The organism is Kutzneria chonburiensis (genome assembly GCF_028622115.1).
GTDB lineage: Bacteria > Actinomycetota > Actinomycetes > Mycobacteriales > Pseudonocardiaceae > Kutzneria > Kutzneria chonburiensis.
In genome coordinates this window covers 9,770,606-9,795,698 of the sequence record NZ_CP097263.1, presented here as the reverse complement: position 1 = coordinate 9,795,698, position 25,093 = coordinate 9,770,606, and the positions used below count along the sequence as shown (strand labels likewise).

The 25,093-nt window shown below is 70.5% G+C and carries 26 protein-coding genes and 1 tRNA gene; 9 read left to right on the top strand and 18 right to left on the bottom strand.

What is annotated here, in order from left to right; translation table 11 throughout:
- The first annotated feature begins 13 nt into the window (after positions 1-13).
- The 3 genes from M3Q35_RS45580 (at position 14) to M3Q35_RS45570 (ending at position 3,317) form a co-directional block, all read left to right on the top strand.
- Complete coding sequence (locus M3Q35_RS45580; protein ID WP_273938833.1) at positions 14-295, top strand: hypothetical protein; 282 nt, start codon at positions 14-16, stop codon at positions 293-295.
- 145 nt (positions 296-440) lie between these two features.
- Positions 441-1,922: a flotillin family protein gene (locus M3Q35_RS45575; RefSeq protein WP_273938832.1), complete on the top strand. Its 1,482-nt coding sequence runs from the start codon at positions 441-443 to the stop codon at positions 1,920-1,922.
- An 18-nt stretch (positions 1,923-1,940) separates the two neighbouring features.
- Complete coding sequence (locus M3Q35_RS45570) at positions 1,941-3,317, top strand: NAD(P)/FAD-dependent oxidoreductase (protein WP_273938831.1); 1,377 nt, start codon at positions 1,941-1,943, stop codon at positions 3,315-3,317.
- 10 nt (positions 3,318-3,327) lie between these two features.
- On the opposite strand, the gene M3Q35_RS45565 is transcribed toward M3Q35_RS45570, so the two are convergent.
- Positions 3,328-3,771: an FMN-binding protein gene (locus M3Q35_RS45565; protein ID WP_273938830.1), complete on the bottom strand. Its 444-nt coding sequence runs from the start codon at positions 3,769-3,771 to the stop codon at positions 3,328-3,330.
- 20 nt (positions 3,772-3,791) lie between these two features.
- Positions 3,792-5,108: a ferredoxin reductase family protein gene (locus tag M3Q35_RS45560; protein ID WP_273944719.1), complete on the bottom strand. Its 1,317-nt coding sequence runs from the start codon at positions 5,106-5,108 to the stop codon at positions 3,792-3,794.
- A gap of 120 nt (positions 5,109-5,228) precedes the next feature.
- Here M3Q35_RS45560 and M3Q35_RS45555 point away from each other — a divergent pair, with 120 nt between their 5' ends.
- Positions 5,229-6,002 (top strand): hypothetical protein, encoded by a 774-nt coding sequence (locus tag M3Q35_RS45555; RefSeq protein ID WP_273938829.1) that lies wholly within the window; start codon positions 5,229-5,231, stop codon positions 6,000-6,002.
- 57 nt (positions 6,003-6,059) lie between these two features.
- Here the strand turns inward: M3Q35_RS45555 and M3Q35_RS45550 are convergent, their stop codons facing one another.
- Together M3Q35_RS45550 and M3Q35_RS45545 are read right to left on the bottom strand one after the other, a co-directional pair.
- The gene (locus tag M3Q35_RS45550; protein WP_273944718.1) at positions 6,060-7,043 is read right to left on the bottom strand and encodes a 2-hydroxyacid dehydrogenase; all 984 of its coding nucleotides are present in this window, start codon (positions 7,041-7,043) and stop codon (positions 6,060-6,062) included.
- A 79-nt stretch (positions 7,044-7,122) separates the two neighbouring features.
- Complete coding sequence (locus M3Q35_RS45545; protein ID WP_273938828.1) at positions 7,123-8,160, bottom strand: DUF2891 domain-containing protein; 1,038 nt, start codon at positions 8,158-8,160, stop codon at positions 7,123-7,125.
- A 94-nt stretch (positions 8,161-8,254) separates the two neighbouring features.
- Here M3Q35_RS45545 and M3Q35_RS45540 point away from each other — a divergent pair, with 94 nt between their 5' ends.
- Positions 8,255-9,649 (top strand): class II 3-deoxy-7-phosphoheptulonate synthase, encoded by a 1,395-nt coding sequence (locus M3Q35_RS45540; protein ID WP_273938827.1) that lies wholly within the window; start codon positions 8,255-8,257, stop codon positions 9,647-9,649.
- Between the two features lie 29 nt (positions 9,650-9,678).
- On the opposite strand, the gene M3Q35_RS45535 is transcribed toward M3Q35_RS45540, so the two are convergent.
- From M3Q35_RS45535 to M3Q35_RS45505, 7 genes are all read right to left on the bottom strand, one after another.
- Positions 9,679-10,110, bottom strand: a complete 432-nt coding sequence (locus tag M3Q35_RS45535) for a hypothetical protein (RefSeq protein WP_273938826.1) — start codon at positions 10,108-10,110, stop codon at positions 9,679-9,681.
- An 85-nt stretch (positions 10,111-10,195) separates the two neighbouring features.
- The gene (locus tag M3Q35_RS45530) at positions 10,196-11,638 is read right to left on the bottom strand and encodes a sensor histidine kinase (protein ID WP_273938825.1); all 1,443 of its coding nucleotides are present in this window, start codon (positions 11,636-11,638) and stop codon (positions 10,196-10,198) included.
- Between the two features lie 2 nt (positions 11,639-11,640).
- Positions 11,641-12,357 carry a response regulator transcription factor gene (locus M3Q35_RS45525; protein WP_273938824.1) on the bottom strand — a complete coding sequence of 239 codons (717 nt, stop codon included), beginning with the start codon at positions 12,355-12,357 and terminating at the stop codon, positions 11,641-11,643.
- A 175-nt stretch (positions 12,358-12,532) separates the two neighbouring features.
- Positions 12,533-12,604, bottom strand: a tRNA-Arg gene (locus tag M3Q35_RS45520).
- Positions 12,605-12,872: 268 nt separating this feature from the next.
- The gene (locus tag M3Q35_RS45515) at positions 12,873-13,898 is read right to left on the bottom strand and encodes a 6-phosphofructokinase (protein ID WP_273938823.1); all 1,026 of its coding nucleotides are present in this window, start codon (positions 13,896-13,898) and stop codon (positions 12,873-12,875) included.
- A gap of 124 nt (positions 13,899-14,022) precedes the next feature.
- Positions 14,023-14,526 (bottom strand): polyadenylate-specific 3'-exoribonuclease AS, encoded by a 504-nt coding sequence (locus M3Q35_RS45510; protein ID WP_273938822.1) that lies wholly within the window; start codon positions 14,524-14,526, stop codon positions 14,023-14,025.
- Positions 14,527-14,560: 34 nt separating this feature from the next.
- On the bottom strand, positions 14,561-15,298 hold the full coding sequence (locus M3Q35_RS45505) for a lysophospholipid acyltransferase family protein (protein WP_273938820.1): 738 nt from the start codon (positions 15,296-15,298) through the stop codon (positions 14,561-14,563).
- Positions 15,299-15,471: 173 nt separating this feature from the next.
- Between M3Q35_RS45505 and M3Q35_RS48695 the strand changes: the two genes are divergently transcribed.
- From M3Q35_RS48695 to M3Q35_RS45495, 3 genes are read left to right on the top strand one after another with little or no spacing between them, the layout of a single operon-like run.
- The gene (locus tag M3Q35_RS48695; protein ID WP_337960537.1) at positions 15,472-15,780 is read left to right on the top strand and encodes a hypothetical protein; all 309 of its coding nucleotides are present in this window, start codon (positions 15,472-15,474) and stop codon (positions 15,778-15,780) included.
- A gap of 11 nt (positions 15,781-15,791) precedes the next feature.
- On the top strand, positions 15,792-15,971 hold the full coding sequence (locus M3Q35_RS48690; protein ID WP_337960536.1) for a hypothetical protein: 180 nt from the start codon (positions 15,792-15,794) through the stop codon (positions 15,969-15,971).
- A gap of 5 nt (positions 15,972-15,976) precedes the next feature.
- Positions 15,977-16,942 (top strand): helix-turn-helix transcriptional regulator, encoded by a 966-nt coding sequence (locus M3Q35_RS45495; RefSeq protein WP_273938819.1) that lies wholly within the window; start codon positions 15,977-15,979, stop codon positions 16,940-16,942.
- Here the strand turns inward: M3Q35_RS45495 and M3Q35_RS45490 are convergent.
- From M3Q35_RS45490 to M3Q35_RS45460, 7 genes are all read right to left on the bottom strand, one after another.
- Positions 16,926-18,275: a DUF1254 domain-containing protein gene (locus tag M3Q35_RS45490; RefSeq protein WP_273938818.1), complete on the bottom strand. Its 1,350-nt coding sequence runs from the start codon at positions 18,273-18,275 to the stop codon at positions 16,926-16,928. The two genes, M3Q35_RS45495 and M3Q35_RS45490, sit on opposite strands and share 17 nt — an antisense overlap.
- A 439-nt stretch (positions 18,276-18,714) precedes the next feature.
- Positions 18,715-19,650, bottom strand: coding sequence for an ROK family glucokinase (locus M3Q35_RS45485; RefSeq protein WP_379793823.1), 936 nt, complete (start codon positions 19,648-19,650; stop codon positions 18,715-18,717).
- Between the two features lie 8 nt (positions 19,651-19,658).
- Positions 19,659-19,991, bottom strand: a complete 333-nt coding sequence (locus tag M3Q35_RS45480; RefSeq protein ID WP_273938816.1) for a hypothetical protein — start codon at positions 19,989-19,991, stop codon at positions 19,659-19,661.
- Positions 19,988-21,184, bottom strand: coding sequence for an ArsA family ATPase (locus tag M3Q35_RS45475; protein WP_273938815.1), 1,197 nt, complete (start codon positions 21,182-21,184; stop codon positions 19,988-19,990). The genes M3Q35_RS45480 and M3Q35_RS45475 overlap by 4 nt, the downstream gene beginning before the upstream one ends.
- 2 nt (positions 21,185-21,186) lie before the next feature.
- The gene (locus M3Q35_RS45470) at positions 21,187-21,621 is read right to left on the bottom strand and encodes an SRPBCC family protein (protein ID WP_273938814.1); all 435 of its coding nucleotides are present in this window, start codon (positions 21,619-21,621) and stop codon (positions 21,187-21,189) included.
- A 19-nt stretch (positions 21,622-21,640) separates the two neighbouring features.
- On the bottom strand, positions 21,641-22,435 hold the full coding sequence (locus M3Q35_RS45465; RefSeq protein ID WP_273938813.1) for a metallophosphoesterase family protein: 795 nt from the start codon (positions 22,433-22,435) through the stop codon (positions 21,641-21,643).
- Positions 22,436-22,640: 205 nt separating this feature from the next.
- Complete coding sequence (locus M3Q35_RS45460) at positions 22,641-23,015, bottom strand: polyketide cyclase / dehydrase and lipid transport (protein ID WP_273938812.1); 375 nt, start codon at positions 23,013-23,015, stop codon at positions 22,641-22,643.
- Between the two features lie 86 nt (positions 23,016-23,101).
- Between M3Q35_RS45460 and M3Q35_RS45455 the strand changes: the two genes are divergently transcribed.
- A complete protein-coding gene (locus M3Q35_RS45455; RefSeq protein WP_273938811.1) occupies positions 23,102-24,904 on the top strand; it encodes an AMP-dependent synthetase/ligase in 1,803 nt (600 codons plus the stop codon).
- The last annotated feature ends 189 nt before the right edge of the window (positions 24,905-25,093 follow it).

The window sequence follows — 25,093 nt, the reverse complement described above, 5'->3', positions numbered from 1 at the left end:
CTAGACTCGGCTGATGATCGGGACTCGGGGACGCGTCACGGGGCGGATCGGCCCGGGGCTGGTCGGTGAGGTGATGATCGCCGTCCGCGGCGGGGCCGAGGCCTTCTACGCGCACCCGATCGAACCGGACGACACGATCGAGCCCGGCGTGCAGGTGTTGGTCGTCGACTTCGAGCCGCCGCGCACTGTCTACGTGGAACGGTGGCGGCCCCTTCTCCCTGATCGGGTGAAGGGGCCCAGGCCGTTGTTGCCCTTGGGGTGCAACAAGAAGCTCTGTTTCCGTTTCTGCCCCTAAATGTGTGTCAAGTGACATGTACGGGAGGGGAACCGAGGAATAGCGTCATCACTCCAAGGTGCGCCGGGAAGTCTGGTCGGCATCCACGACAGAGGGCGTGGGGCGCACCGGCACGCCCCATGCGCAGAGGGGGCGTCACAGAGAGATGAACGCGAACGTGTTGGCCATCGTCGGGGCGGGCGTTGTCGTCCTGATCCTGCTGTTCATCATCCTTCGGGTGCTCTGGCGGGTGGCGGAGCCCAACGAGGCGATGATCATCTCCGGCCTGGGGGCCAAGCGCATCCAGGTCGGCGAGGACAGCCTCGGGTTCAAGATCGTCACCGGCAAGGGCACGCTGGTGCTGCCGGGCTTCCAGACCGCGCGCCGGCTGTCGCTGGACACGCGGTCCTCGGAGATCGTGGTGTCCTGCGTGACCAAGCAGGGCATCCCGGTCCGGGTGCAGGGCGCGGTGATCTACAAGGTGGGCGACGACTTCGTGTCCATCGCCAACGCCGCCCGGCGCTTCCTCGACCAGCAGAACGCCATGGACACCCGGATCCACAGCGTCTTCGCCGGCCACCTGCGCTCGATCATCGGCGCGCTGACCGTCGAGGAGCTCATCCGCGACCGCGAGCGGCTCACCGCCGAGGTGCGCAGCTCGTCGGCCAACGAGATGAGCAAGCTGGGCCTTGTCGTGGACTCGTTGCAGATCCAGGAGATCGACGACGCGTCCGGCTACATCGCCAACCTGGGCAAGCCGCACGCCGCCGCGGTCGCCGCGCAGGCCCGTATCGCCGAGGCGCAGCGGGACCAGGAGGCCACCGAGGCCGAGCAGATCGCCGCGGCCAACAAGGCGTCGGCGTGGCGGGACAGCCAGATCAAGCAGTCCTCGTTCCAGGCCGAGATCGACCAGGTGTCGGCCCGCACCAAGCAGGCCGGCCCGCTGGCCGAGGCGACCGCCCGCCAGGAGGTCGTCGTGCAGGAGACGAAGGCCGCCCAGCTGGAGGCCGACCTGTCCGAGCAGCGGCTGCAGTCGCAGGTCCGCAAGCCGGCCGACGCCAAGGCGTACGAGACCCGGACCCTGGCCGACGCCGACCGCGACGCCCAGATCGCCCGGGCCCAGGCGCAGGCCAAGGAGACCGAGCTGCGGGCCGCGGCCGACGCCACGCGCGTGAAGCAGGCGGCGTTGGCCGAGGCCGAGGCGACCAAGGCCCGCGGTGACGCCGAGGCGGCCGCGACCAGGGCCACCGGTGAGGCCGAGGCCGCCGCCGCCCGTGCGCAGGGTCTGGCCGAGGCCGAAGCCGCCCGGGCCAAGGGTCTGGCCGAGGCCGAGGCCATCCAGGCCCGCGCCGCCGCGCTGGCCGAGAACCAGGAAGCCGTTGTCGCGCAGGAACTCGCCGAGAACTGGCCGGCCATCGTGGCCGCCGGCGCGAGCGCGTTCTCCAACGTCGACAACATGGTGGTGCTCAACGGCGCCGAGGGCGTCACCGAGCTGTTCACCAAGGCCCTGTCGCTGGGCGGGGCGGGCTTCGGCATGGCCCGTCAGCTGATGGACTCCATGCAGCTGGCCAAGCCTGTTGCCGACAAGGCCGCCACCAACGGTTCAGTGGACGACGACTTCGGACTGGCCCTGCCGAAGCCGGAATAGCCGGTACCGTCGGTTCCCATGAGGGGACTGGTACTGGGCGGCGGTCTGGCCGGCACGCTGGCGGCCGCCGCCCTGGCTGAGCACTGCGACAACGTCATGATCGTGGAACGGGACCGGATGCCCTCCGGTCCCGTTCCACGTGGGGTGCCGCAGAGCCGGCACGTGCACAACCTGATGTCGAGCGGTGCTCGCGCCATCGACGACCTGCTGCCGGGGACCATCGACGACCTGGTGGCGGCCGGCGGGCAGCGCATCGACGTGCCACGGCGGCTCGTCTCGCACGCGCTCGGCACGTGGAACCGGCCCTATGCCAGCAATCAGACGTTCGTCTCGGCCTCGCGGCCGCTGCTGGACTTCCTGGTGCGGCAACGGGCTTTGGCCGGCGGCCGGCTCGAGTTCGTCCAGGGCACCGACGTGATCGGGTTGACCGGCGGGGCCGACAGGATCACCGGCGCGGTGGTGCGGGACCGGGAATCGCGTCGGTCGTCGGAGCTGGCCGCCGACTTCGTGGTGGACGCCACCGGCCGGTCGTCGGCGACGCCGGGCTGGCTGACCGAGCTCGGGGTGCCGGCCGTGCCCGAGGAGCGCTTCGGGGTCGGGATCGCTTACGCCAGCCGGACTTTCGAGGCGCCGCCCGGCGCCGATCCAGAGTTCCCCGTAGTCAACATCGCGCCCGATCCGCGGTTCGACCGGTACTCGCGGGGCGGTGTGCTGATGCCCGTCGAGGACGGCAAGTGGATCGTCACGTGCGCCGGGCTGCCCGGCGGTGAGCCGCCGACCGACGAGGACGGGTTCATGGCCTTCGCGCGGAACCTGAGTCATCCTCTACTGGCCGACCTGATGGCCGGCGCGACGCCGCTGGGACCCGTCGCCGGGCACCGGACCGCCGACAACCGGCGGCGGCGCTATGACACCGTTCAGCCGTGGCCCGAGGGCTTTGTCGTGGTCGGCGACGCCGCCAGCGCCTTCAATCCAGTGTACGGGCACGGCATGTCCGTGGCCGCACGCAACGCTTTGTCCATCCGCAACGGGCTTCGGCGGCACGGCGATGCGGCCGGCACCGCGCGGATCATCCAGGCTTCGGTGACCGCCGGCGGGCTCGATGCGTGGCAACTGGCCGTCGGTCAGGACACCCGCAGCGAGCAGCGGTTGGCCGACGAGACGCCCGACCTCAAGACCCGGCTCCTCTACGCCTACGCCGACCGGATGGCCGCCGTCGCCCGTGGCCGGCAGGAGCTGTTCGCGTTGCAGCTGGACGTCTACACGCTCACTTCCCCGGCCAGCCGCGTCTTCTCGCCGCGGGCCGTGCTCGGGACCTTGCTCGGCCCCGTCGATCCGCCGCTGCTGGAGCCCCCACTGGCCTCGTCGGAGCGGCGCGTGCTCGATCCGTTGTGAGACGCGGGGGCTAGCTGCTGGCGTCGATGGCGGCCTGGAGGGACTGGGCGTAGGCCTCGCTGGTGGCGGTGGCGCCGGAGACGGTGTCGATCTTGGCACTCTGGGTCTGGAGGGCTTCCTGGCGCAGCGTGGGGGCGGCGGACTCGGCGATGCGCTGGCTGCGGCGGTCCTGCGGCGTCTCGATGATCTGCACGTCGGTGATGGTGCTGCCGTTGAATGTGGCCTGCACGCGGTACGGGCCGAACTCGGTCTCGACCTCGGAGCCGGTGACGGTCCGGGTGCCGCTAGCACTGCTAGGGCTACTAGCGCTGCTAGGAGGGCTGGCGGTGTTCGTGTTGCCGGCGCCAGTCGGGGTGCTAGCGGCGCTGGAAACCGTAGCGACGCTCGGGTGGTAGCGGAGCAGCGGAACCAGGCCGGCGGCGGTGAGCACCAGCGCTATGGCGGCTCGTCGCATGGAGAGGATCCCTTTCCGGTTCAGGCGGCGAACGCGAAGCGCTCGGCGTGGCATTGGTCGGCGGGCACGTCCAGCGCCCGCAAGGTGGTCAAAACGGCATCGGTCATGCCGGGCGGCCCGCAGACGAACACGTCCCGCGCCCGCACGTCCGGCACGAGCTCGGCGAGGTGGGCGGCGCTGAGCAGCTTGTCGTCGATCGGGCCGACAACCATGTGCAGCCGTGCCCCGGTGCGTTGGGCCAGGTGCCGGAGCTCGGTGGCGAGAACCGTGTCCTCCCACTGGTTTGCGCGATAGACCACGGTCACGTCCCCGCGCAGTTCCTCCATCAGCGCGCGGATCGGCGTGATGCCGACACCGCCGCCGATCAGCAGCGTGCCGCGCCGGCCGCGCCTGTTCGACGTGAACGAGCCATACGGTCCCTCGGCGAAAACCCTGGTACCGGGCCGAAGTGTGCGCAGCCAAGCGCTGCCGTCACCTAACGCCTTGACCGTTATGCGCAGGCCACGCCCGTCCGGCATGGCCGACAGCGAGTACGGGTGGGCCTCCCACCACCGGTCCTTGGTCAGGAACCGCCACAGGAAGAACTGCCCGGCCCGCGCCGGCAACTCCGCCAGCCGCCGCCCGGTGATGTACACCGACACGACACTCGGCGACTCCGCCACCACCCGGTACACCCGCAGCTGGTGACGGGCGTTGCGCCACAACGGAAGCAGCACCCGGGCCAGCAGCACCGCGGCCAGCGCGGCCCCGTAGATCGTCCACCAGTAGGCCGTCGCGATCGGCGAGCCGACGAAGTCCCGGCCGGTCGTGACCTGGTGCAGGAACCCGAGAATCACCGCAAGGTAGGCGTAGAGGTGGACGAAGTGCCAGGTCTCGTACCGCATCCTGCGCCGGGCCGCCCGGGCCGAGGTCACCGCGACGACCACCAGCAGGATCATCGCCACCGTCGCCTTGAGCACGTCGTCGGTGTCGAACACCAGCGTGCCCAGCTCGCTCAGGAGCGGACTGCCGTCGCTCGCCGCGTAGCCCAGCGTGATGAACACGACGTGGGCCAGCAGCAGCCACAGCACCCAGAAGCCGGTCCAGCGGTGCCAGCGGGTCAGCCCGTCCATGCCGAGGCCGCGGTCCAGCCAGGGCAGCCGGGCGATCAGGACCAGTTGGAACACCAGCAGCAGCGCCCCGTACAGGCCCGTCGCCCGGCCCAGGACCGTCAGCAGGTTGTCGTTCAGGCCGCCGTCCATCACCAGCAGGTCGGTCACCCACATCGCGTTGACGCCCAGCAGGGCCAGCAGCCATTGGGCCGTCGTCAGGCCGCGGGTGCGGGCGGTGGTCGTCATCGCTGTCACGGATCCGAGTCTTGCCGCGTCAGGTCAAAGCTCTATCCGGAGAAGCTGTCGGTGAGCTGTGCGTGGAACTACTCATGCGCCCCGCGTCCACGCGCCGCTACCGTCGGCGACATGCGGGGGCTCATCGTGGTTCTAGTGGTGCTAGCAGCCGTGGCCGGCGGTGTCACGTGGCTGTTGTGGCCTCGCGGGGCCGGCACCAAGGAGACCGACCGTCAGGCCCGGACCATCGCCGAGGCCATCTCCTACCCGCGCCAGGCCGACGCCATGGGCTACGCGCGGGCCTTGATCGCCGTCAACCACATCGGCGCCCAGGTGATGGAGGCCACCGACATCCAGCACACCGACCTGCAGAAGCCCATGGTGCACCTGGTCATGCGGATCAACTACCAGGCTTGTCGCAAGGGCGATCTGCTGATGTGCGAGCAGGTCCCCGCCACCGTGTGCTACGGCGTCGACCTCAACTACTACCAGCCGCTCAGCAGCCCGTGGGTCGTCGACTGTCCGTCGAATGCCCCGGTCATCCCGCCACCGCTACCCCGTACCGACATCCCAGCCGGCACTGTCGACTCCTTGCAGTCCATCCTCGCCGCGCTGCCCGCTTCCCCTACCGAGGCCCAGGTCACCGCCGCCCTCGCCGGCCTGCCCAAGCCCGTCGTCGACCCCAAGACCGGGCTCGCCGGCATCCCGCCCACCGTGCGCTCCTCCATCCACGGCACCGATGTCGGCGTGTCCGTGCTCGGCGGCGACCACGACTGCCTGCTCGGGCTTCGGGAGAACGGCAAGGCAAAAGCGTGGTATCCGCCTCGCGTGCAGACCCAGCCCGGCGAATACGGCTGCGGTCCCGACGTAGCGTTCAGCCTCGCCCACACGCCTCCGCCGCACTAGCTTTCCGCGGAGTCACTGCGGGACAACGGGTTGAGCCGACGGCGAGCAGAAATCCCGTCACAGGGACGCGATCCGTTCGGCGACGAGCCGGACCGAGGTTCGGTTGGCGTCGAGCGTGTCGCCGGCGTAGTGCGGGGTCAAGGTGACGTTGTCCAGCTTGCGCCACGGCGAATCCACCGGCAGCGGCTCCTCGTCGTAGACATCGAGCGCCGCGCCGGCAATACGGCCCTCGGCCAACACCCGATACAGGTCGTCGTAGTTGACCAGCCGACTGCGTCCCACGTTCACGAAATACGCGGTGGGCTTCATCAACGCCAGCAGCTCCGCGCCGATGAACCGCTCGTTCTCCGGCGTCACACGGGCTTGCAGGCTCAGGAAGTCCGACTCCGCGAACAGTTCCGGCAGCTCGGCCCGCTGCGCGTCGAACTCCTCCAGTTCTTCGTCGTAGACAAAGGGATCGTGCACGAGCAGTCGCGGGCCGAAGCCCTTGAGCTTGCCCGCCAGCTGCCGGCCCACGTGCCCGAAGCCGACCAGCCCGACCGTCGACGACCCGATTTCCCGGCCCGGCGACGGAAATTCCTTCCGCCAGCCGCCCGCCTTCACCGACGCGTCCGCGCGGGCAATGTCCCGGGCCTCCGACAGCATCAGGCCGATCGTCAGCTCCGCCACCGCGCTCGCGTTGCGCCCGGCCACGCCGAACACCTCGACGCCGAGTTCCGCGGCCGCCGAGCGGTCCACGTTCTCCAGACCGGCGCGGGCCACCACAACCGCCTTCAGGTTCGGCGCCGCCAGCAGCACCGCCTTGGGCACCGGCGCGTAGTGCACCGCCAGCACCTCCGCGTCCGCCACCGCCGTCACGATCTCCGCCGGCACCGGCACCGCCTCCGGGCCTTCCCACTCCATCCGCTGCTGGGCCTCGTGCTGCCCCGCCTTGTCGCCGGCCCACTGCACCGTCGTCACCGGGCCGAAGTCCGGTCCGCACACCCGCCGCAGCGCGTCCACGTAGTACTCGGCGGGAATGAAATGGTCACCTACTACCACTGTGCGCAACGAAAGCCTCCTTCATGTCAGTCGACGGCCCGCGCGGCATGACCGCTGGCCAACAAGGCCTTGGCCACGATCACGAACGGCCCGCAAGGTCGGGACCGGCGTCCAACGCCCCGAGGTCCAGGTAGGCAGCGAACGTCCCGAGCCAGTGGTCGGCGCCGTAGCCGTTGCCGAAGACGTAGCTCCAGCCGGCCTCCCGGTGCGAGACGGCGGCGGCGGAGGCGAGCGACGAGAGGGGCGCGGGCAACGCGGAGGCCAAGGAGCGCCAACACCAGGCGCGGCTCAACGACAACCCGGCCAGGTGGGACTGGAACGGATCGGTCGGGTCGTCGACCACGATGGGCTCACGGAGCGTGGCCCAACGGGGCGACTCGATGTCGGGCAGGAAGGCCGAGAACCACGCCACGAACTCGTCGGCCGGCAAGACCCGACGCATGAGGTCGGCCTCGACCAGAGCCGGCGACAGGAAGTCGTAGGCGTCGGGCTCGTACGCCCCGTAAGCAACGTCACGCGAATACCACCGACGGGCGGCTTCGACACAGGCAGTAGCCAACTCGGTGTCGTCAAGGGCCCGAGCGGCGTCGAGGACCATGGCGCAGGCGTAGGCCGTGTTCAGGTGGGTGCCGACGCGCAGCGGCAGCCGCGTAGTGGTGATCCACTCCAGCCAACGACGCCGCAGCACCGAAGCCAGCGGGCGCAGGGCGGAAGCCCACGGCAGAGCCGCCGACCGCAGCTCGGCGTCGAGGGTGAGCAGCCACGCCCAGCCGTACGGACGCTCCCAGTGCGACCCGGCGGAGGACGCGAAGAAATCGGCCTCGACCTGGCAGTTCTCCGGGGTGAGGAGATCATCCAACACGGGCCCGGCGTCGATGCCCAGTGACGGCAGTAAGCGCCGCAGCCGCACGATGAGCCAGGTCTGGTGCACGCACGAGTGCCAGTCGAACGACCCGGCGAACGCGGGATGCCGCACGCGCTGGGGCACGAGCTCCGACTCCTCGGAGATCACGTGGGTCCAGTGCACCGGATAGTCGCGCCGCACGTTGTCGACGGCGGTCCGGAGCAGGGCGAGCGCGTCGTGGGAGCTCAAGCCCGTCACAGGTGCGGAGGTCATCGCCACATCCTTCCCGACGACACCCCATCGTGGTCACCACCGAGAACAGCGGATCCTGACCGATCGCCGAGGGTCACCCCTTACGCTGGAGGCCGTGAACTGGACCGTGGACGTCCCGGTGGACACGCTGCCCGAGCTGCCCCCGCTGCCCCCGACGCTGCGCCGCAAGCTCGACGAGGCGCTGGCCCGGCCGGCCGCCCAGCAGCCCGAGTGGCCGAATGCCGAACAGACCAAGATGGCCCGCACCGTGCTGGAGAGCGTGCCCCCCATCACCGTGCCGGCCGAGGTCGACCTGCTGCGCGACCGCCTGGCCGAGGTGGCCCGCGGCGAGGCCTTCCTGCTCCAGGGCGGTGACTGCGCGGAGACCTTCGCCTCCAACACCGAGCCGCACATCCGCGCCAACGTCCGCACCCTGCTCCAGATGGCCGTGGTGCTCACCTACGGCGCGAGCCTGCCGGTGGTGAAGGTCGCGCGCATCGCCGGCCAGTACGCCAAGCCGCGCTCGCAGGGGCTGGACTCGCTCGGCCTGCCGGTCTACCGCGGCGACATCGTGAACTCGCTGGTCGCGACGCCCGAGGCCCGCGTGCCGGACCCGTCCCGCATGATCCGCGCGTACGCCAACGCCAGCGCGGCGATGAACCTGCTGCGCGCGTCCACGGCGACCGGCATGGCCGACCTGACCAAGGTGCACGACTGGAACAAGGACTTCGTCCGCACCTCCCGCGCCGGCGAGCGCTACGAGGCGCTGGCCGCCGAGATCGACCGCGGCCTGCGCTTCATGGCGGCCTGCGGCGTGCAGGACAGCTCGCTGCACACGGTGGAGATCTTCGCCAGCCACGAGGCGCTGCTGATGGACTACGAGCGCGCGATGCTGCGGCTGGACCTGGACCACCGGGGCGAGCACACCAAGCTGTACGACCTGTCCTCGCACTTCCTGTGGGTCGGCGAGCGGACCCGTCAGCTGGACGGCGCGCACGTGGCCTTCGCCGAGCTGATCGCCAACCCGATCGGCCTGAAGATCGGCCCGACCACCACGCCGGAGATGGCCGTCGAGTACGTGGAGCGGCTGGACCCGCACAACGTGCCGGGCCGGCTGACGCTGATCTCCCGGATGGGCAACCACAAGGTCCGCGACGTGCTGCCGGCCATCGTGGAGAAGGTCACCGCCTCGGGCCACCTGGTGGTCTGGCAGTGCGACCCGATGCACGGCAACACCCACGAGTCCACCACCGGCTACAAGACCCGGCACTTCGACCGGATCGTCGACGAGGTGCAGGGCTTCTTCGAGGTGCACCGCCAGCTGGGCACGCACCCGGGCGGCATCCACATCGAGCTGACCGGCGAGGACGTCACCGAGTGCCTCGGCGGCGCGCAGGAGATCTCCGACGACGACCTGGCCGGCCGCTACGAGACGGCCTGCGACCCGCGGCTGAACACGCAGCAGTCGCTGGAGCTGGCCTTCCTCGTCGCGGAAATGCTCCGGCAGTGACAGCAATGCTCAGGCAGTGACTCCGAAGCTCACGCTGGCGAGTCGGTCGGCGCGATCCTGGTCAACGCCAGGTAGGTCACGGTCGCGCCGACCACCACCATCAGGTCAAGGGTCACCACGCCCAGCACTGACCGCCAGGTGGCCAGGGCCAGCAGGCCGGCCGCCCAGGACACCAGCACGAACACCCGGGTGCCCTGGTAGAACCACCATTTGGGACGCGTGGCGTAGTGGCTGAGCGCCCCCCACGCGATGGTCGCCAGCGTGACCGACTCCAGCGTCATCGGCACCGAGTTGTGCGGCAGGAACGCGCAGAAGTCGTCGGGCGCGGAGAACACCGCGGTGCCGATCACCGACAGCCCGGCGTTGCTGAGCGTGATCACGGCCAGCGAGAGGGTGAGCGCCGCCAGCAACCGGAGCGGGCGGACCCGTCCGGTGGTGCTGGTCGGCAACTCGGTGGACATGGCGGTGCTCCCCCTGCGGCGGCTGGCGCAAGTCACGCTACCTACAAGGGAAACCCATCAGGATCGGAAAGATGTTGAAGCCGGCTCAGAGGACGCTGGGAACTTCCTGCCTGGTCAGAGCCGGATCGGGGGCATCGACGGCCACGGTGGCCGGCAGCGTGACTCGCAACCACGCACCGTGGTCACTTGCCTGCACGCCGGCGTGACCGCCGTGCGCGGCGGCGATCGCGGCGACGATGCTCAGCCCCAGCCCGCTGCCGTCGGCCAGCGCCCCGGCCGACCGGCTGCGGGAGGCGTCGCCGCGGTAGAACCGCTCGAACACCTTGTCCCGCTGCTCGGCCGAAATGCCCGGGCCCTCGTCGACCACGTCGATCACCTCGTGCTCGCCGTGCCGGCTGATCCGCACCTCGGACGCCGTGCCGGCCGGGGTGTGCGTCCGCACGTTGGCCAGCAGGTTGGCCAGCACCTGGTGCAGCCGGGCCCGGTCGCCCCGGACCACGTGCGAGCCGTCGTCGGCGACCAGCCGCACGGTCCGCGCGCAGTCGGCCGCCCGCGCGTCGCCGACGGCGGCCTCGGCCAGCGCGACCAGGTCCACCGGGCTGGACTCCAGCGGACGGCCCTGGTCCAGCCGGGCCAGCAGCAGCAGCTCGTCGACCAGGGCGGCCATCCGCCTCGCCTCGTCCTCGACCCGCCGCATCGCGTCGGCCAGCGCGTCCGGGTCGTTCAACGCCCCGTGCCGGACCAGCTGGGCGTAGCCGGTGATCGAGGTGAGCGGGGTCCGCAGTTCGTGGCTGGCGTCGGCGACGAACTGGCGCAGCCCGTCCTCGGCCGACTGCCGCTGCGTGAACGAGTGCTCCAGCCGGCCCAGCATCTGGTTGAGCGAGTTGCCCAGCCGGGCCACCTCGGTCGGCGAGTCGGCCACGTCGACCCGGTGCGACATCTCGCCGTCGGCGATCAGCTCGGCGGTGTCGGTCATCCGGTCGAGCGGCCGCATCACGAACCGGCTGACCCGCAGGGCCAGCACGGCCGCCAGGGCCAGCGCCAACGCCGTCACCACGGCCTCGATGGCCACCAGCTGGTAGATGGTGGCGGCGGACAGCCGCAGCGACTGCGACACCATCAGGTAGCGGCCCTCGGGCAGCGTCCCGACCATGATCCGGAAGTCCTCGCCGCCGCTGACCGTGACCACGGACCGCTGGCCGGCAAAGGACTTCACGCTGTCCAGCGGCGGGATCGGCAGGCCCTTGCCCGCGCCGTACTGGTGCAGCACGTGCCCCTGCGGATCGAGCACGGTGATCGCGCACAGGTCGTCGTTGGACTGGCCGATCGGCACCGTGCCGTTGGGCCGAACCTTGGGCGTGAACGTGGCCAGCGCGTCCATCACCTGCGTGTCGGTGCGCTTGTAGAGGTAGTTGCTCAACGCGAAGACGCCGACCACGTCGGCCGTGAGCAGGCCGGCCGCCGTCACCGCCAGCACCCCGACCAGCAGTCGGGAGCGCAGCGAGCGCAGACGCAGCCAGCGCACCATGGTCACCGACCCCCGGCCGGCACGGTGGAGGCCCGCAGCAGGTAGCCGACGCCGCGAACGGTGTGGATCAGCGGGTTGTCCTGGTCGTCGAGCTTGCGCCGCAGGTAGTAGACGTAGGTCTCGACGATGCTGGAATCGCCCTGGAAGTCGTAGTTCCACACCTGGTCGAGGATCTGGGCCCGGGACAGCACCCGGCCGGCGTTGGTCATCAGATAGCGCAGCAGCTGGAACTCGGTGGCCGACAGCCGCACCAGCTCGCCGCCCCGCCACACCTCGTGCGTGTCCTGGTCCAGCTCGACGTGCCCGACCCGCAGCCGGTTGCTCGGCGCCTTCTCCGTGCGGCCCCGCTTGAGCAGCACGTTCACCCGCGCCACCAGCTCGTCCAGGTCGAACGGCTTGGTCACGTAGTCGTCGCCGCCCAGGGTCAGGCCGTGCACCTTGTCCTCGCTGGCGTCCCGCGCGGTCAGGAACAGCACCGGCGCGTCGATGCCGGCCTCCCGCAGCCGCGTGCACACGCCGAAGCCGTCCAGGTCGGGCAGCATCACGTCGAGCACGATGACGTCCGGTCTGGTGGCCACGGCCTGCTCCAGCGCCTGCCGGCCGTTGGTCGCCGAGACCACGTCGAAGCCGACGAACTTCAGCGCCGTGGTCAGCAGGTTGACGATGTTGTGCTCGTCGTCGACGACCAGGATGCGGTGCTGGGCCGCGGGGGTGGACACCCCTCCATTAGAGCAGGAGTGCCCGAACGCGGTCCCGGAGTCGAGACTCCGGGACCGCCTATAGGTTCACCTGCCGACCGGCCACGGCTTGGGAGTGGGCTCTCCCGGAAGGAACAGCATGCCCAGGGTGTGAATCATCATCGTCGTTCCTCCCTCCGTTGTAGATGGACACATGTCCGCCCGGCAGGAATCGAACCTGCATTACCGGCTTCGTAGACCGGTGTCGTGTCCGTTGGACCACAGGCGGGAATAGTGGGAAAAGGGAATCGGTCGGATCGCGTGGGACAGGACCGTAGTAGCACCGAGGCGGCGGCCGTCACCGCTGCGGCCGGCCTCGTTGCCGGCCCTGCCATGCACGTCACGTGACCCGACCGACCCAGGGCCGCGTCACCGGGACGGTGCGCAGGCCTCCCATCGGCCGAGCACCCGGGAGAATCCGTTGCTCGCCATGGGTATAAGAATGCCCGGGTCTCGCGACCCGGGCAATCGAATTAAGTTGTAGGAGGATTAAGCCCTCAGCCGAAGAAGACCTCTGCCTCGGTCAAACGCTCCTCCGGAACCGTCTTGAGCTCGGCCGTCGCCTCGGACAGCTTGACCCGCACGATGTCGGTGCCCTTGAGCGCCACCATCACGCCGAAGTCGCCGTCGTGGATGGCGTCCACCGCGTGCAGGCCGAACCGGGTGGCCAGGACGCGGTCGTAGGCGGTCGGGGTGCCGCCGCGCTGCACGTGGCCGAGCACGACCGCGCGGGACTCCTTGCCGGTGCGCTCGGCAATCTCCTCGGCCAGCCACTGGCCGATGCCGCCGAGACGGACGTGACCGAAGGCGTCCTTCTCACCGTTGTGCAGCGACTCGGCGCCGCCCTCGGGCATCGCGCCCTCGGCCACCACGATGATCGGCGCGTACTGGCGCTCGAAGCGCCGCTGCGTCCACTCGACGACCTTCTCGACGTTGAACTGCCGCTCCGGCACCAGGATCACGTTGGCGCCGCCGGCGATGCCCGAGTGCAGGGCGATCCAGCCGGCGTGGCGGCCCATGACCTCGACGACCAGCGCGCGGTGGTGCGACTCGGCGGTCGTGCGCAGGCGGTCCAGCGCCTCGGTGGCGATGTGCACCGCGGTGTCGAAGCCGAAGGTGTAGTCGGTGGAGCCCAGGTCGTTGTCGATCGTCTTGGGCACGCCGACCACCGGGATGCCGTCGTCGGTCAGCCGCTTGGCCACGCCCAGCGTGTCCTCGCCGCCGATCGCGACCAGCGCGTCGACCTTGTGCTGGGCCAGCACCTCGCGGATCTTCTCGACGCCACCTTCCTCCTTGTAGGGGTTGGTGCGCGAGGAACCGAGAATGGTGCCGCCGCGGGTCAGGATCTCCTCGACCTCGTCGAGGCCCAACTGCTTGGTCAGTCCCTCGATCGGGCCGCGCCAGCCGTTGCGGAAGCCGATGACCTCCCAGCCGTGAGCCTCGATGCCCTTGCGGACAACGGCCCTGATCACCGCGTTCAGGCCCGGGCAGTCACCACCGCCGGTCAGCACACCGATGCGCATCTGCTTTCCTCTTTCACAGTTCGGGTGGGTGTGGCCGGCGTCACTGGCGACCGCGTGTTACGAGAGCGTGTCATGCCCTGTATCGGTGCAGCAAGGCACCCCCGCGATTCTTCCAGTGGGGTCGTCACCGCACGGTGTTGCCGCGGCGCAGCCGCTCGGCCTCCATCGCCTTCCACCGGGCCAGGTTGTGGCGCGCGTCGGCCAGCGCGTCGTGGGCGTCGGACGGCGGCTGCGGCAGCTTGGGCCGGCCCAGGTCGTCCCAGCGTTGCCGCAGGTCGCGAGTGAAACGAGGCAGTTCACGGGGCAGCTCGGGCATCGCGCCCCACAGCTGCGCCAGCGCCACGTGGTCGTACGCCGCGAACCAGGCCCACAGTTCCGCGCTCTCGCCGTTGGGGCTGACGAAGTTCAGCAGCTCCTGGCGCATCCGGCCGCGGCTCATCCACACCGGGCTGGCCGGCGGCGGCAGCTTGGGCAGCACGTTCTGGCGGACCCACTGGCCGGCCCGGTCCGGGTCGAACTCGGTGGACACGGCGTAGAACTCGCGGCCTTCCTCGTCGACGACACCGATCGACACCAGGTCGATGGTCCGGCCGTCCTCGATGAACTCACAGTCGTAGAAGAACCGCACGCCGTGCAGCGTAGGCGGTTTGCCCGAAGGGGCCTCAGCTGGGCACCTTGTCGGCCGGCGCGGCGTCGGCCGGCACGCGCTGCGTGGGCGTGGTGACCGGCTTGGCCTCCTTGAGCTTGGCCGCGTAGATGTCCACGTACTCCTGGCCGGACAGCTCCATCAGGTCGTACATCACCTCGTCGGTGATGGACCGCTCGATGAAGCGGTCGCCGTCCAGGCCCGCGTAGCGGGAGAAGTCCAGCGGCTTGCCGATCTTGACGCGGATCGGGTGCGGGTACCACATCTTGGAGCCGATCGGATTGGCCTTGTCGGTGCCGAACATGGCCACCGGGATGATCGGCACGCCCGCTTCCAGCGCCACCCGGGCCATGCCGGTCTTGCCCTTGTACAGGCGGCCGTCCGGGGAGCGCGTGCCCTCGGGATAGATGCCGACCAGCTGGCCGTCCTTGAGCAGCCGGACCAGCGTGTCCAGTGCGCCCTGGGCCGCCGCCGCGCCGGAGCGGTCGATCGGCACCTGGCCGACGCCCTCGAAGAACAGCCGCTTGAGCGCGCCCTTGAACCCCTTCTGGGTGAAGTAGTCGCTCTTGGCCGGGAAGGTGATCCGGCGCGGCACCATCAGCGGCAGGAAGAACGAGTCGGACACGGCGAGGTGATTGCTGGCCAGCAGCGCACCGCCCGTCTCGGGCACGTTCTCAAGGCCCTCGATCCTCGGCCGGAAGAACAGCCGGAGGATGGGGCCCAGCAGGACGTACTTCATCACCCAGTACAGCACCGCGGCGTGCGCCTCCTCATGCCGATCCTGAGCGGATCAGCCTACGGAGCGGCGGCCGCTCGGCACAACGAGCAACGCCCGGCTCGGCCACCCGGGCAGATAGTGATCGACGGAACGGCTCTTTCCCCCGCACTCGTGCGAGGATGGAGTGACCACGCGGGTGGAGGCCGGGTTTGACTGGGCGAGGCAACACCGATGGACCGGAGGACGTCGACGCGGCGTTCGCCGAGATCGTCGCGGGCCTTGAGCGGGACGGCATGGGCGTGCGCTGGCCGGAGGACCAGCCGGCGACCAGGCAGGAAACCAGCGCGGCCGAGGAGACCCGGCCGATGGACCCGCAGCCCCCGGCGGCCGCGCCGGCTCCCGCCACGCCGCCCGCCGGCTGGCGGACCCCGACAAGGAATGGGACTGGGCCGCCGCCTCCGACACCGAGCACTACGTCCCGCCCGAGCCGCCGCCCTTCCCCCGTCCGCGCCCGCTGACCGTGCTGGCCGTGGTGCTGATCGTGATCGGCGCGGTGCTGCTGGCGATTCCCGGCGTGATCGGTCTCCAGGCGCAGGTCGCCACGCCGTTGGCGATCATCGCCCTGACCAGCGGCGTCGGCTGGCTCCTGCTCCGCATGCGCCACGGCCCGCCGCCGGGATCCGACGACGGCAACGGCGCGCAGCTCTGACCTCGATGGTGTCCAACCGCTGGATCCGCACCACGGTCGAGGAGGCGTCGGCCGCCGACTGCTCCGGCCCGTTCTCGCGCGGCGAGTACGCCCAGATCGCCGGCGGCGACCAGGCCACCGTCACGTTCCGGCTCAGCGAGCTCGGCCAGGCGGTGGTCGGTGAAGGCGTGGTCGACACCGACATCCGGGGCGCCTGCGACGAACTCCGGGACGGCTACCAGGTCAATCTGCCGCTGACCGGTTCTTTCGTGGCCAGCCACCGCGACGCCGAGGTGACGGCGACGCCGGGGCTGGCCGCCGTGTACCACCCCGAAGGCGACATCGCGCTGCGCCGATGGACGGCGAACTGCCGGCTGGTGTACGTGAAACTGGCGCGGACGGCCGTGGACAACGCCCTCGAGTCGATGCTGGGCCGGCCGGTGGCGACGGGCCTGCGGCTCCGGCCGAGCCTCGATGTCGGGACGGGGCCGGGAAAGCAGTGGGCGGCGCTGCTTTCCGCGGCCAACCAGCACGCGCACGACGGCGGCCTGTTCGGCCATCCCGTGGTCACCGCGCCGTACGTCGAGAGCCTGCTGACCGGGTTCCTGCTCGCGACCAGCCATCAGCACTCGGCGGAACTGCACCAGGTCGCCGCGCCCGCGCTGCCCAAGGCCGTCCGGATCGCGATCGACATCATCGAGGCCGATCCGAAAGCGCCGCTGACCGTGGCCCACCTGGCCGCCCGGGCCTATGTCAGCGTGCGTGCGCTCCAGTTGGGTTTCGTCCGGCACACCGGTCTGACGCCCATGTCCTACCTGCGCACCACGCGCCTTCGCCGCGTGCACGAAGCACTGCTGGCGGCCGATCCCGCCGACAACCGGGTGCAGACGATCGCCGCGGCGTGGGGCTTCAGCCATCAGGGCCGGTTCGCGGCCCTCTACCGGCAGAAATACGGCTGCTCGCCGTCACACACGCTCAATTCTGCCCGTTGACGGTCAGCGCGGGCGGTTTCCAGGTGCCGTCGAGGGCGGCGGCCTTCGGCGCGTAGAGGCGCAGCGCGAGGGTGAACGTCCCGTTCTCGGGAATCGGCAGCCAGTTGCCGGCGGGTACTTCCGGACCGGGGTGGGCGCTTTGCAGCGTTATCTCGACCGTGCCGTCGGATCCGGGCACGACCGGCGTTTCGTGGCCGACCGCGTACACGTTGGCCGGATTGGCGATGAAGTACTGGTCGGGACCATAAACGCTGATGGACCAGAACGCGTCGACCGGCGGCAGCTGGCCGGCGGCGAATCGGATTCGGTAGCGGCGTGACGCCCCGGCGCGAATACCGGTCATCAGTGCGTAGAGACTGTCCTTGGCCAGATTGGCACCGAACACGATTTTCGCGGTGTTGGCCCGCAGCACGTAGTCGGTGCCGTAGGCGCCGATGTTGGTCGCCACCGTCCAGCCGTTGTCGATCCTGGCCTTCGGATTGGTGTAGCCGGCGATGCGGGCCTGGCCGTCATGGACCGCCGCGTTCAGGACGTCGGCGTCGAGCTGGTCGACGTCGGCATCGGCGGCAATGCCGATGGAGGCGAACCGCTTCAGCGCGTCGGCATCGGCCGGCGGGGTGGGAGTGGCGGCGAGCAGGGTGGCCATCCGGCGGAAGAACGTGCGGCCGTCCATGGCGTTGACCTGGTCCAACGGCGGGGCCGATGGCGGTGGTGCCTTGACGTCAGGGGCCGTGGTGCCGGCGGTCCAGAAGCTCAGCGGTGTCAGCATGACCTGCGCCTGGAGCGCCCGCACGGCGTCGAGGTCGGCCGCTCCGTCGAGCTGGATCCGATTGGCGATCAGCCCGGTCGGGGTGGGCATGGCCAGCGGGATGAGCCCGTCGGGCAGCCGGCCGGACCAGCCAGGACCGGTGAGGGCATAGGTGAACGGCGTGGCCTGTCCCGCCGGGCGCACGCTGCTCGGGTCGTGCACGGTGTTCATCCACGCGTCCAGCACCTGGATCAGCCAGAACCGCCTGCCGTCCACCGCCGGCATCTGGAACACCATCGGTTCGGCGTGCAGATCCAGCCAGGCCAAGGAGAACAGCGTGTCGTTCTGCGGCGCGACGATCCCCCGTGACCGCGCGGTCGCCGGCGACGTGTTGCGGATGAGCTGGTTGGCCAGCGCCGCGCCCCGGGTGACGTCCATCAACACGAGCGGAAACCCGTACAGATAGGCGTCGGCCGCGATCGACTTCGGATCGGTGTCCACGTTCGCCGTGACCGAATTTCCCGAAATGCCGCAGGCCGACAAACCCGCACCGGCGGCCAGTGCCAGCGCCGTTCGACGGGTCACACCCCGACCGCCGTTGAATTGTTCAGGCAAGTTCACCAGCCACAGATACCGCACCCCGTCGGCCACCACCCGCCGAGCCGACAATCATTGCGCTCACCGGATACACGATTTCGTTTCCCGGACAGGTTTTCTCCCTACACTGGAATCACGCTGTGAATTCAGGTCCGGCAACTTCTGGAGCACCCCATGATTGATCGTCGTTCGATGCTCGCCCGTGGCGGAGCCGCCGCGGTCGGCGCTCTCGCGGCGACCGCCGTCGTCGGCAACGCAAGTCCGGCGGCGCTGTGTTGAATTGCCCTGCCTCCGGCAGGCCGGCTCGGCCCCTCGTGACCCCTGCCTCGCCCAGGGCGAAGCAGGGGCGGGGCCGAGCGATCTGGGTTGGCGTCAAAGAGCTGGAGGTTTAGCTGAAAGCACCGGGGTTTCCGGTGCTTTCGGGCAGTCAGCGCTTCTTGAGGAGCTCGCGGGCCAGGGTGGCGGCGCCGACGATGCCGGCGTCGTCGCCGAGCTGGGCGGTGCGGATACGGGCCAGCGGCCGGTAGCCGGAGCCGGTGACGATGGCGGCGTAGTGCTCGCGGGCGTCGTCCAGGAACAGCGGGGCCGACTCGGACACGCCGCCGCCGATCACGACGACCTCGGGGTCGTAGACGTCGGCGACCAGCGCGAGCCCCTCCCCCAGCCACTTGGCCAACTCGGCCAAGGCGCGCTGGGCGATGGGGTCGCCGTCGCGGGCGGCGCCGGAGACCTTGCGGCCGGTGACCCGCTGCGGATCGCCGGCGGCCTCACGGGCCAGCACGGTCGACGCGCCGGGGTGCTTGGCCATCAGCTCGACGGCGGTGGCGCTTAAAGCCGTGCCGCTGCAGTAGCGCTCCCAGCAGCCCTTCTTGCCACACGGGCACTTCCGCCCGTTCGGCACGACACGCAGGTGCCCGAGTTCCGGTGCGACGCCGTAGGCGCCACGGAAAACCTCGCCGTCGATCAGCAGCGCGCCACCGATGCCCGTGCCGAGGGCGACCATGACGGCGACCTTGGCCCCTCGCGCCGCGCCGAAGCGGTGCTCGGCCAGCGCGGCGGCGTTGGCGTCGTGCTCCAGCACCACGGGCAGCCCGAGGCGCTGCGTCATGGCCTTGGCTACGGGCGAGTCGCGCCAGGCCAGGTGCGGCGCGAACCGCACGGACATGCGGTCCTCAGTGACGAAGCCGGCGACGGCCAGGCCTACGGCGGAGACGGTGTGCCGTGCGCGCAGTTCCTCGACGGCGCAGGCGATCGCGTCCTCGAGCGGCGCGCCGCCGCTGGGCGTCGGCGCGCGCGTCGTGTCGAGCACGGCGCCCTGCGGATCCACGACGCCTGCCCGAACACTGGTCCCGCCGACGTCGATGCCGACGGTCAGCAAGGGTCCTGCCCGGGCCGTCGGACGGTGATCTTCTGCACGCGCGGCGCCGCCGCCGGCTCCTCGGCGCGCGGCGGCGCGCTGCGCTCCTGCTGCACAGCCATGCGCAGCACGGTGAGCAGGCCGGCGGCGTGCTCGGCGGCGCGGGCGGCCAGCTCGGAACGTTCGCCCTTGAGCACGGCCGCGACGGCGCACACCGGGCACCAGTCGCAGGTCGTCGGCTCGTGGTCGGCGCTGTCGGCGACGATGCGCTGGAGCCACGGCTCGGCCTTCTCCGCCAGCGCGTCGATCAGCAGGCGGAGCTCCTCGGCGATGCGGTCCTGGCTCATCGCATCCACAGCCTTGGATCGGGCTCGAAGTCCACGAGCAGCCCACCGGTGACGATCTCGGCCCCGGTCACCTCGCAGCGGCGCAGCGCCGCCGGCAGCGCGACCAGCCGCCGCCGGCCGTCGACCGTGATGGCCAGCTCGTCGTCGACGCGGGCCAGGTCCAGGTCGGCGTCGACGTCCAGCGGGAACGACACCCGCAGGCGGTAGCCCGTCTCCGAAGCACTGACCGACAGCAGCGGCTCCGTCGAGGCCGTCGACACGGCCAGCGGGTCGCCGTCGGGGTAGAGCTCGCCGGCCAGTTCGAGCAGCGCCGGCACGCCCACCGGCTCGCACGCCCGGTAGCCGACCGTCTGCACCGGAATCTCGGCCGCACGCAGCTCCGCCAGCACGGTTTCCTGTTCGGTCCGGCGCGTGCGAAGCCAGTTCGCCGCCGCGCCCTTGCTCGTGCCGGCGTCGGGCAGGAGTCGGTTGGCCACCAGGCCGTCAACGCGAATCCCTTGCAGCGCAAGGGCTGTCAGCGTGCGGCGGGTCTCGGCGGCGACGACACGTTCCGGCGTGAGCACCAGTCGGACACTGGTCCGCTCCTGGTCCACGAGCAGCGAGCGCACCGCCTCCAGGTGCTCCGCGAGCCGTCCGATCGCATCCGCCGCCGCGTCCCAACGGGCCGGCGCCGCGCTGCCCGCGACCCCCGCGAGCAGGCCGCGCACCACGCGGCGGTGCGTCGGGAACAGGCGCTCCAGGTAGTTGCCGACCGCCTCCGGCAGCGCCAGCAGGCGCAGCGTCTCGGCCGTCGGTCCACAGTCGACGATCACCGCGTCCCACGGGCCGGTGGTGGCCAGGCGGTGCACCTCGGCCAGCGCCAGCAGCTCCTCGACGCCCGGCAGCGCCGTCAGCTCCTCGGCCGCCAGCTCGTCGATGCCCGCGCCGGACAGCAGGGTGCGCAGGTGGCCACGCATCTCCTCCCACGCGCCGTCGACCAGCCGCCGGGTGTCGATCTGCGCGCCGAACAGGCCCGTGTCCAGTTCGGACGGACGCGGGCCCAGCTCGTGCCCGAAGGCGTCGGCCAGCGAGTGCGCCGGGTCGGTGGACACCACCAGCGCCTTGCGGCCGGCCGCCACCGTCGCGGCGGCCGTGGCCGCGGCAAGGGTGGTCTTGCCGACCCCGCCCTTGCCGGTGAACAGCAGGACCCGCACGGTCAGCTCAGGCCCTCGACGCGGCGCTTGAGCTCCTTGAGGGCGGTGTCCATGACCACCTTCTCGGCCTTGCGGCGCAGCATGCCGATCATGGGGATGCCCAGCTCGACCGACAGCGTGTAGGTCACCTTGGTGCCGCCGCCGCCCGGCTCCAGCACGTAGCTGCCGCGCTGCGACTTCTGCATCTGCCCCTTGACCAGGTGCCAGCTGACCGAGTTGGCCGCCCACTTGTACTCGAGCGTGTACTCGTCCTTGATCACGCCCTGGTCCAGCTGGAAGCGCACCTGCTCGGCGCGACCGTCGGCGCCGGTGGACAGCACCTCGGTGGTCTTCATCGCGTTGGCCCATTCCGGGTACGCGGCGAAATCCGCGATCACATCCATGATCCGCGCCGGCTCGGCGTCGATCACGATGGACTGGGTGGACTCGTCGGCCATGCGCGCAGGTTACCCGCACTCAGAACCGCAGCACGTACGGCGTGCCCGTCCGCTGGAAGTGGCCGACGTTCACGCACTCCGTGCGACCCACCCGCATGCGCCGGGCCAGCGGCTGGTGCACGTGACCGAACATCGACCAGCGGGGCCGCACGCGGTGGATCAGGCCCAGCAGACTCGTCGATCCCAGCTCCGGGCGGCGGGCCACCACGTCGTAGGTCAGCTCCGGCCGGGCCGGTGGGACGTGCGTGCAGAGCAGGTCGATGTCGTCCGGCAGGCCCTCCACCGCCGCCGCGAACTCCCGCTCGTAGCGCAGATAGGGACGCCAGACCCCGTTGTTGCGCAGCACCGCGTCGTCCGGCAGCAGCGCCCCGCCGATGAACGCCGCCTTCAGGCCGCCGATGTCCGCCGTCTGACCGTCCAGGATGTGGACGCCGTCGCTGGCGAACTCCCGCCACAGATCAGGCGCGTCCACGTTGCCCGGCGTCGCGTAGGTCGGGACGGTCATCGCCGCGAACAGGTTCTTGTACTGGTCGCGGATCGCCTCACGGACCACCGCCGCCGCGTCCGAGCCCAGCTGCGCCCACATGCCCCGGACGAACGCGATCGACTCCGGCGTACGCGGCCCGCGCCGATACTTGGCGAACTCCGCCACCTTCTCCGCCCCGAAGACCGCGCCCATGATCCCCGAGCCGTGGTCGTGGTAGTCCACGAAGTCCAGCAGGTCGCCCAGCACGATCAGGGCATCCGCGCCGACGCAGGCCCGGGCCAGGGCCTCGGCATTGCCATGGACGTCCGACACCACGTGAACCCGCACGCCCCAACCCTACGGCCTGGCCCCGCTGTCAAGCCCCTGTGCCGCAATGTGCACAACTCGGTGTCCATCCACAGGCGACCATCGACCAAGATCGACCAGGGCCATGCGGCGATAGAATTGGCCCGAGGCGGTGGCCCCCTTGGGTGTGGCGGGCCGTGGGTGTGGCGGGCCGTGGGTGTGGCGGGCCGTGGGTGCGGCGAGTGCGTCAGGGGGCGACGCCGGGTGGGCGGCCGCCTTCCAGCTCCAGCTTGAGGTCAATGGCGATGGCCTTGGCGGCGACCTGCCTGGTGCGGATGGCGGCAAGGCGGTCCTTCAGCCGCTTGTACGGGGTTGGCGGGTCGGCGCGGAGGAAGTAGTGCAGCAGGGTGCCGTCGAGCATGGGCTCGAGCCAGACCTCCATGGTGCCGGTGAGCGCGCCCTGCACGGTCCAGCGGATGCCGGCGTCGCCACGGTCGACGTAAACTGAAAGCCGCAGGTCAGGCCAGAAACGCGACCAGTTGGAGCGGTCGGAGAAGACGGCGGCGAGCGCCGCCGGGGGCACGACGAGGAAGGTCTCGTCGACTACGTCAACCGCGGGCATGGCCGGCAGCGTGCCACCGGCCTGGTGTCGAGACCAAACGGCGCGCTAAGTTCCTCGCGAGTAACAACGAAGTTCCGGAGGTTGACGTGCGCGAGTTCAGCGTTCCCGCCACCGCCGCGGTGGCCGACGACGAGAACCTCACCGACATGGTGCAGGCGAACGCCGAGCGCTTCGCCACGGCGATCGGGCTCCGGCGCCGGGTCGACGGCACCTGGGTGGACGTGACCACGCGGCAGTTCGCCGACGAGGTGTCCGCGGTGGCGAAAGGCCTGGTCGCGGCCGGCCTTCAGCCGGGAGACCGGGTCGGCCTGATGTCCAAGACCCGCTACGAGTGGACGCTGCTGGACTTCGCGATCTGGGCGGCCGGCCTGGTCTCGGTGCCGATCTACGAGACGTCCTCGGCCGATCAGGTGGAGTGGATTCTGTCCGATTCGGCCGCCAAGGCGGCCATCGTGGAGACCACGGCCCACCGCGCGGCGCTGGACGGCGTGGCCGGGCGGCTCCCCCAGCTGGGCAACGTCTGGCAGATCGACAGTGACTCAGGTCACGACGCGGTGGAGGAACTGACCGCGAAGGGCCGCGACATCACCGACGACCAGCTGCGTGCGGCCCGCAAGGGCGTGCGGGCGTCGGACACGGCCACCCTGATCTACACCTCGGGCACCACGGGCCGCCCCAAGGGCTGCGAGCTCACGCACAACAACCTGTTGTCCGAGGTCCGCGGCGCGATGGCGGCGTTCCCGGAGCTGATGCAGCCGGGTCACTCGGTGCTGCTGTTCCTGCCGCTGGCCCACGTGCTGGCCCGGGTGATCGCGCTGTGCTCGGTGTACGCCCGCGTCACGCTGGGCCACACCCCGGACGTCCGCAACCTGGTGCCGGACCTGGCCTCGTTCCGCCCGGACTTCGTGCTGGCCGTGCCGCGCGTGTTCGAGAAGGTCTACAACACCGCCAAGCAGAAGGCCCACTCCGAGGGCAAGGGCCGCATCTTCGACGCCGCCGAGCAGACCGCGGTGGCCTACAGCGAAGCCCTGGACAAGGGCAGCGTGGGCCTGGGTCTGAAGCTCAAGCACGCGGTGTTCGACCGGCTCGTCTACAGCCGCCTGCGGGCGGCGCTGGGCGGCCGCTGCGACGCGGCGGTGTCCGGTGGCGCGCCGCTGGGTGAGCGGCTGGCGCACTTCTTCCGCGGCATCGGCGTGCCGGTGCTGGAGGGCTACGGCCTGACCGAGACCAGCGCCGCGGCCTGCGTGAACGTGCGGGCGGCGTTCAAGGTCGGCACGGTCGGGCGGCCGGTCGCCGGCACCGCGGTGCGGATCGCCGACGACGGCGAGATCCTGATCAAGGGCTCGATCGTGTTCCGCGGCTACTGGAACAACCCGGAGGCCACCGGGCAGGCGCTGACCGACGGCTGGTTCCACACCGGCGACATCGGCCAGCTCGACGACGAGGGCTTCCTGCGGATCACCGGCCGCAAGAAGGAGATCATCGTCACGGCCGGCGGCAAGAACGTCTCGCCGGCGGTGCTGGAGGACCGGCTGCGGGTGCACCCGCTGATCAGCCAGTGCATGGTGGTCGGCGACAAGCAGCCGTTCATCGGCGTGCTGATCACCATCGACCCTGAGTTCTTCCCGTCCTGGCTGGCCAACAACCACAAGCCGGCCGGCGTCACGGTGGCCAGCATGATCGACGACCCGCAGCTCAACGCCGAGATCCAGGCCGCGGTCGACGAGGCCAACAAGGCGGTGTCCAAGGCCGAGTCGATCCGCAAGTACCGGATCCTGCCGGTGGACTTCACCGAGGCCGGCGGCGAGATGACGCCGAGCCTCAAGCTGCGGCGCAACGTGGTCGCCAAGACCTACGCCGAGGACATCGCGCTGATCTACGCGAAGTAGCCCGCCGAACTGTCACATGCGCTCCGCACTTGCCTTCCAGCGGCAAGTGCGGAGCGCATGTGACAAAAGAGGGCTGGAAATGTGACGGGTGGCCCGCGAGTCGTGCTCGCGGGCCATCCGACCCCCAGGGTTTCGTAGGTCCCGGTCCTTCCCCCAGACCGGCACTCGCTCCAGCCTTCAGCACGCCGC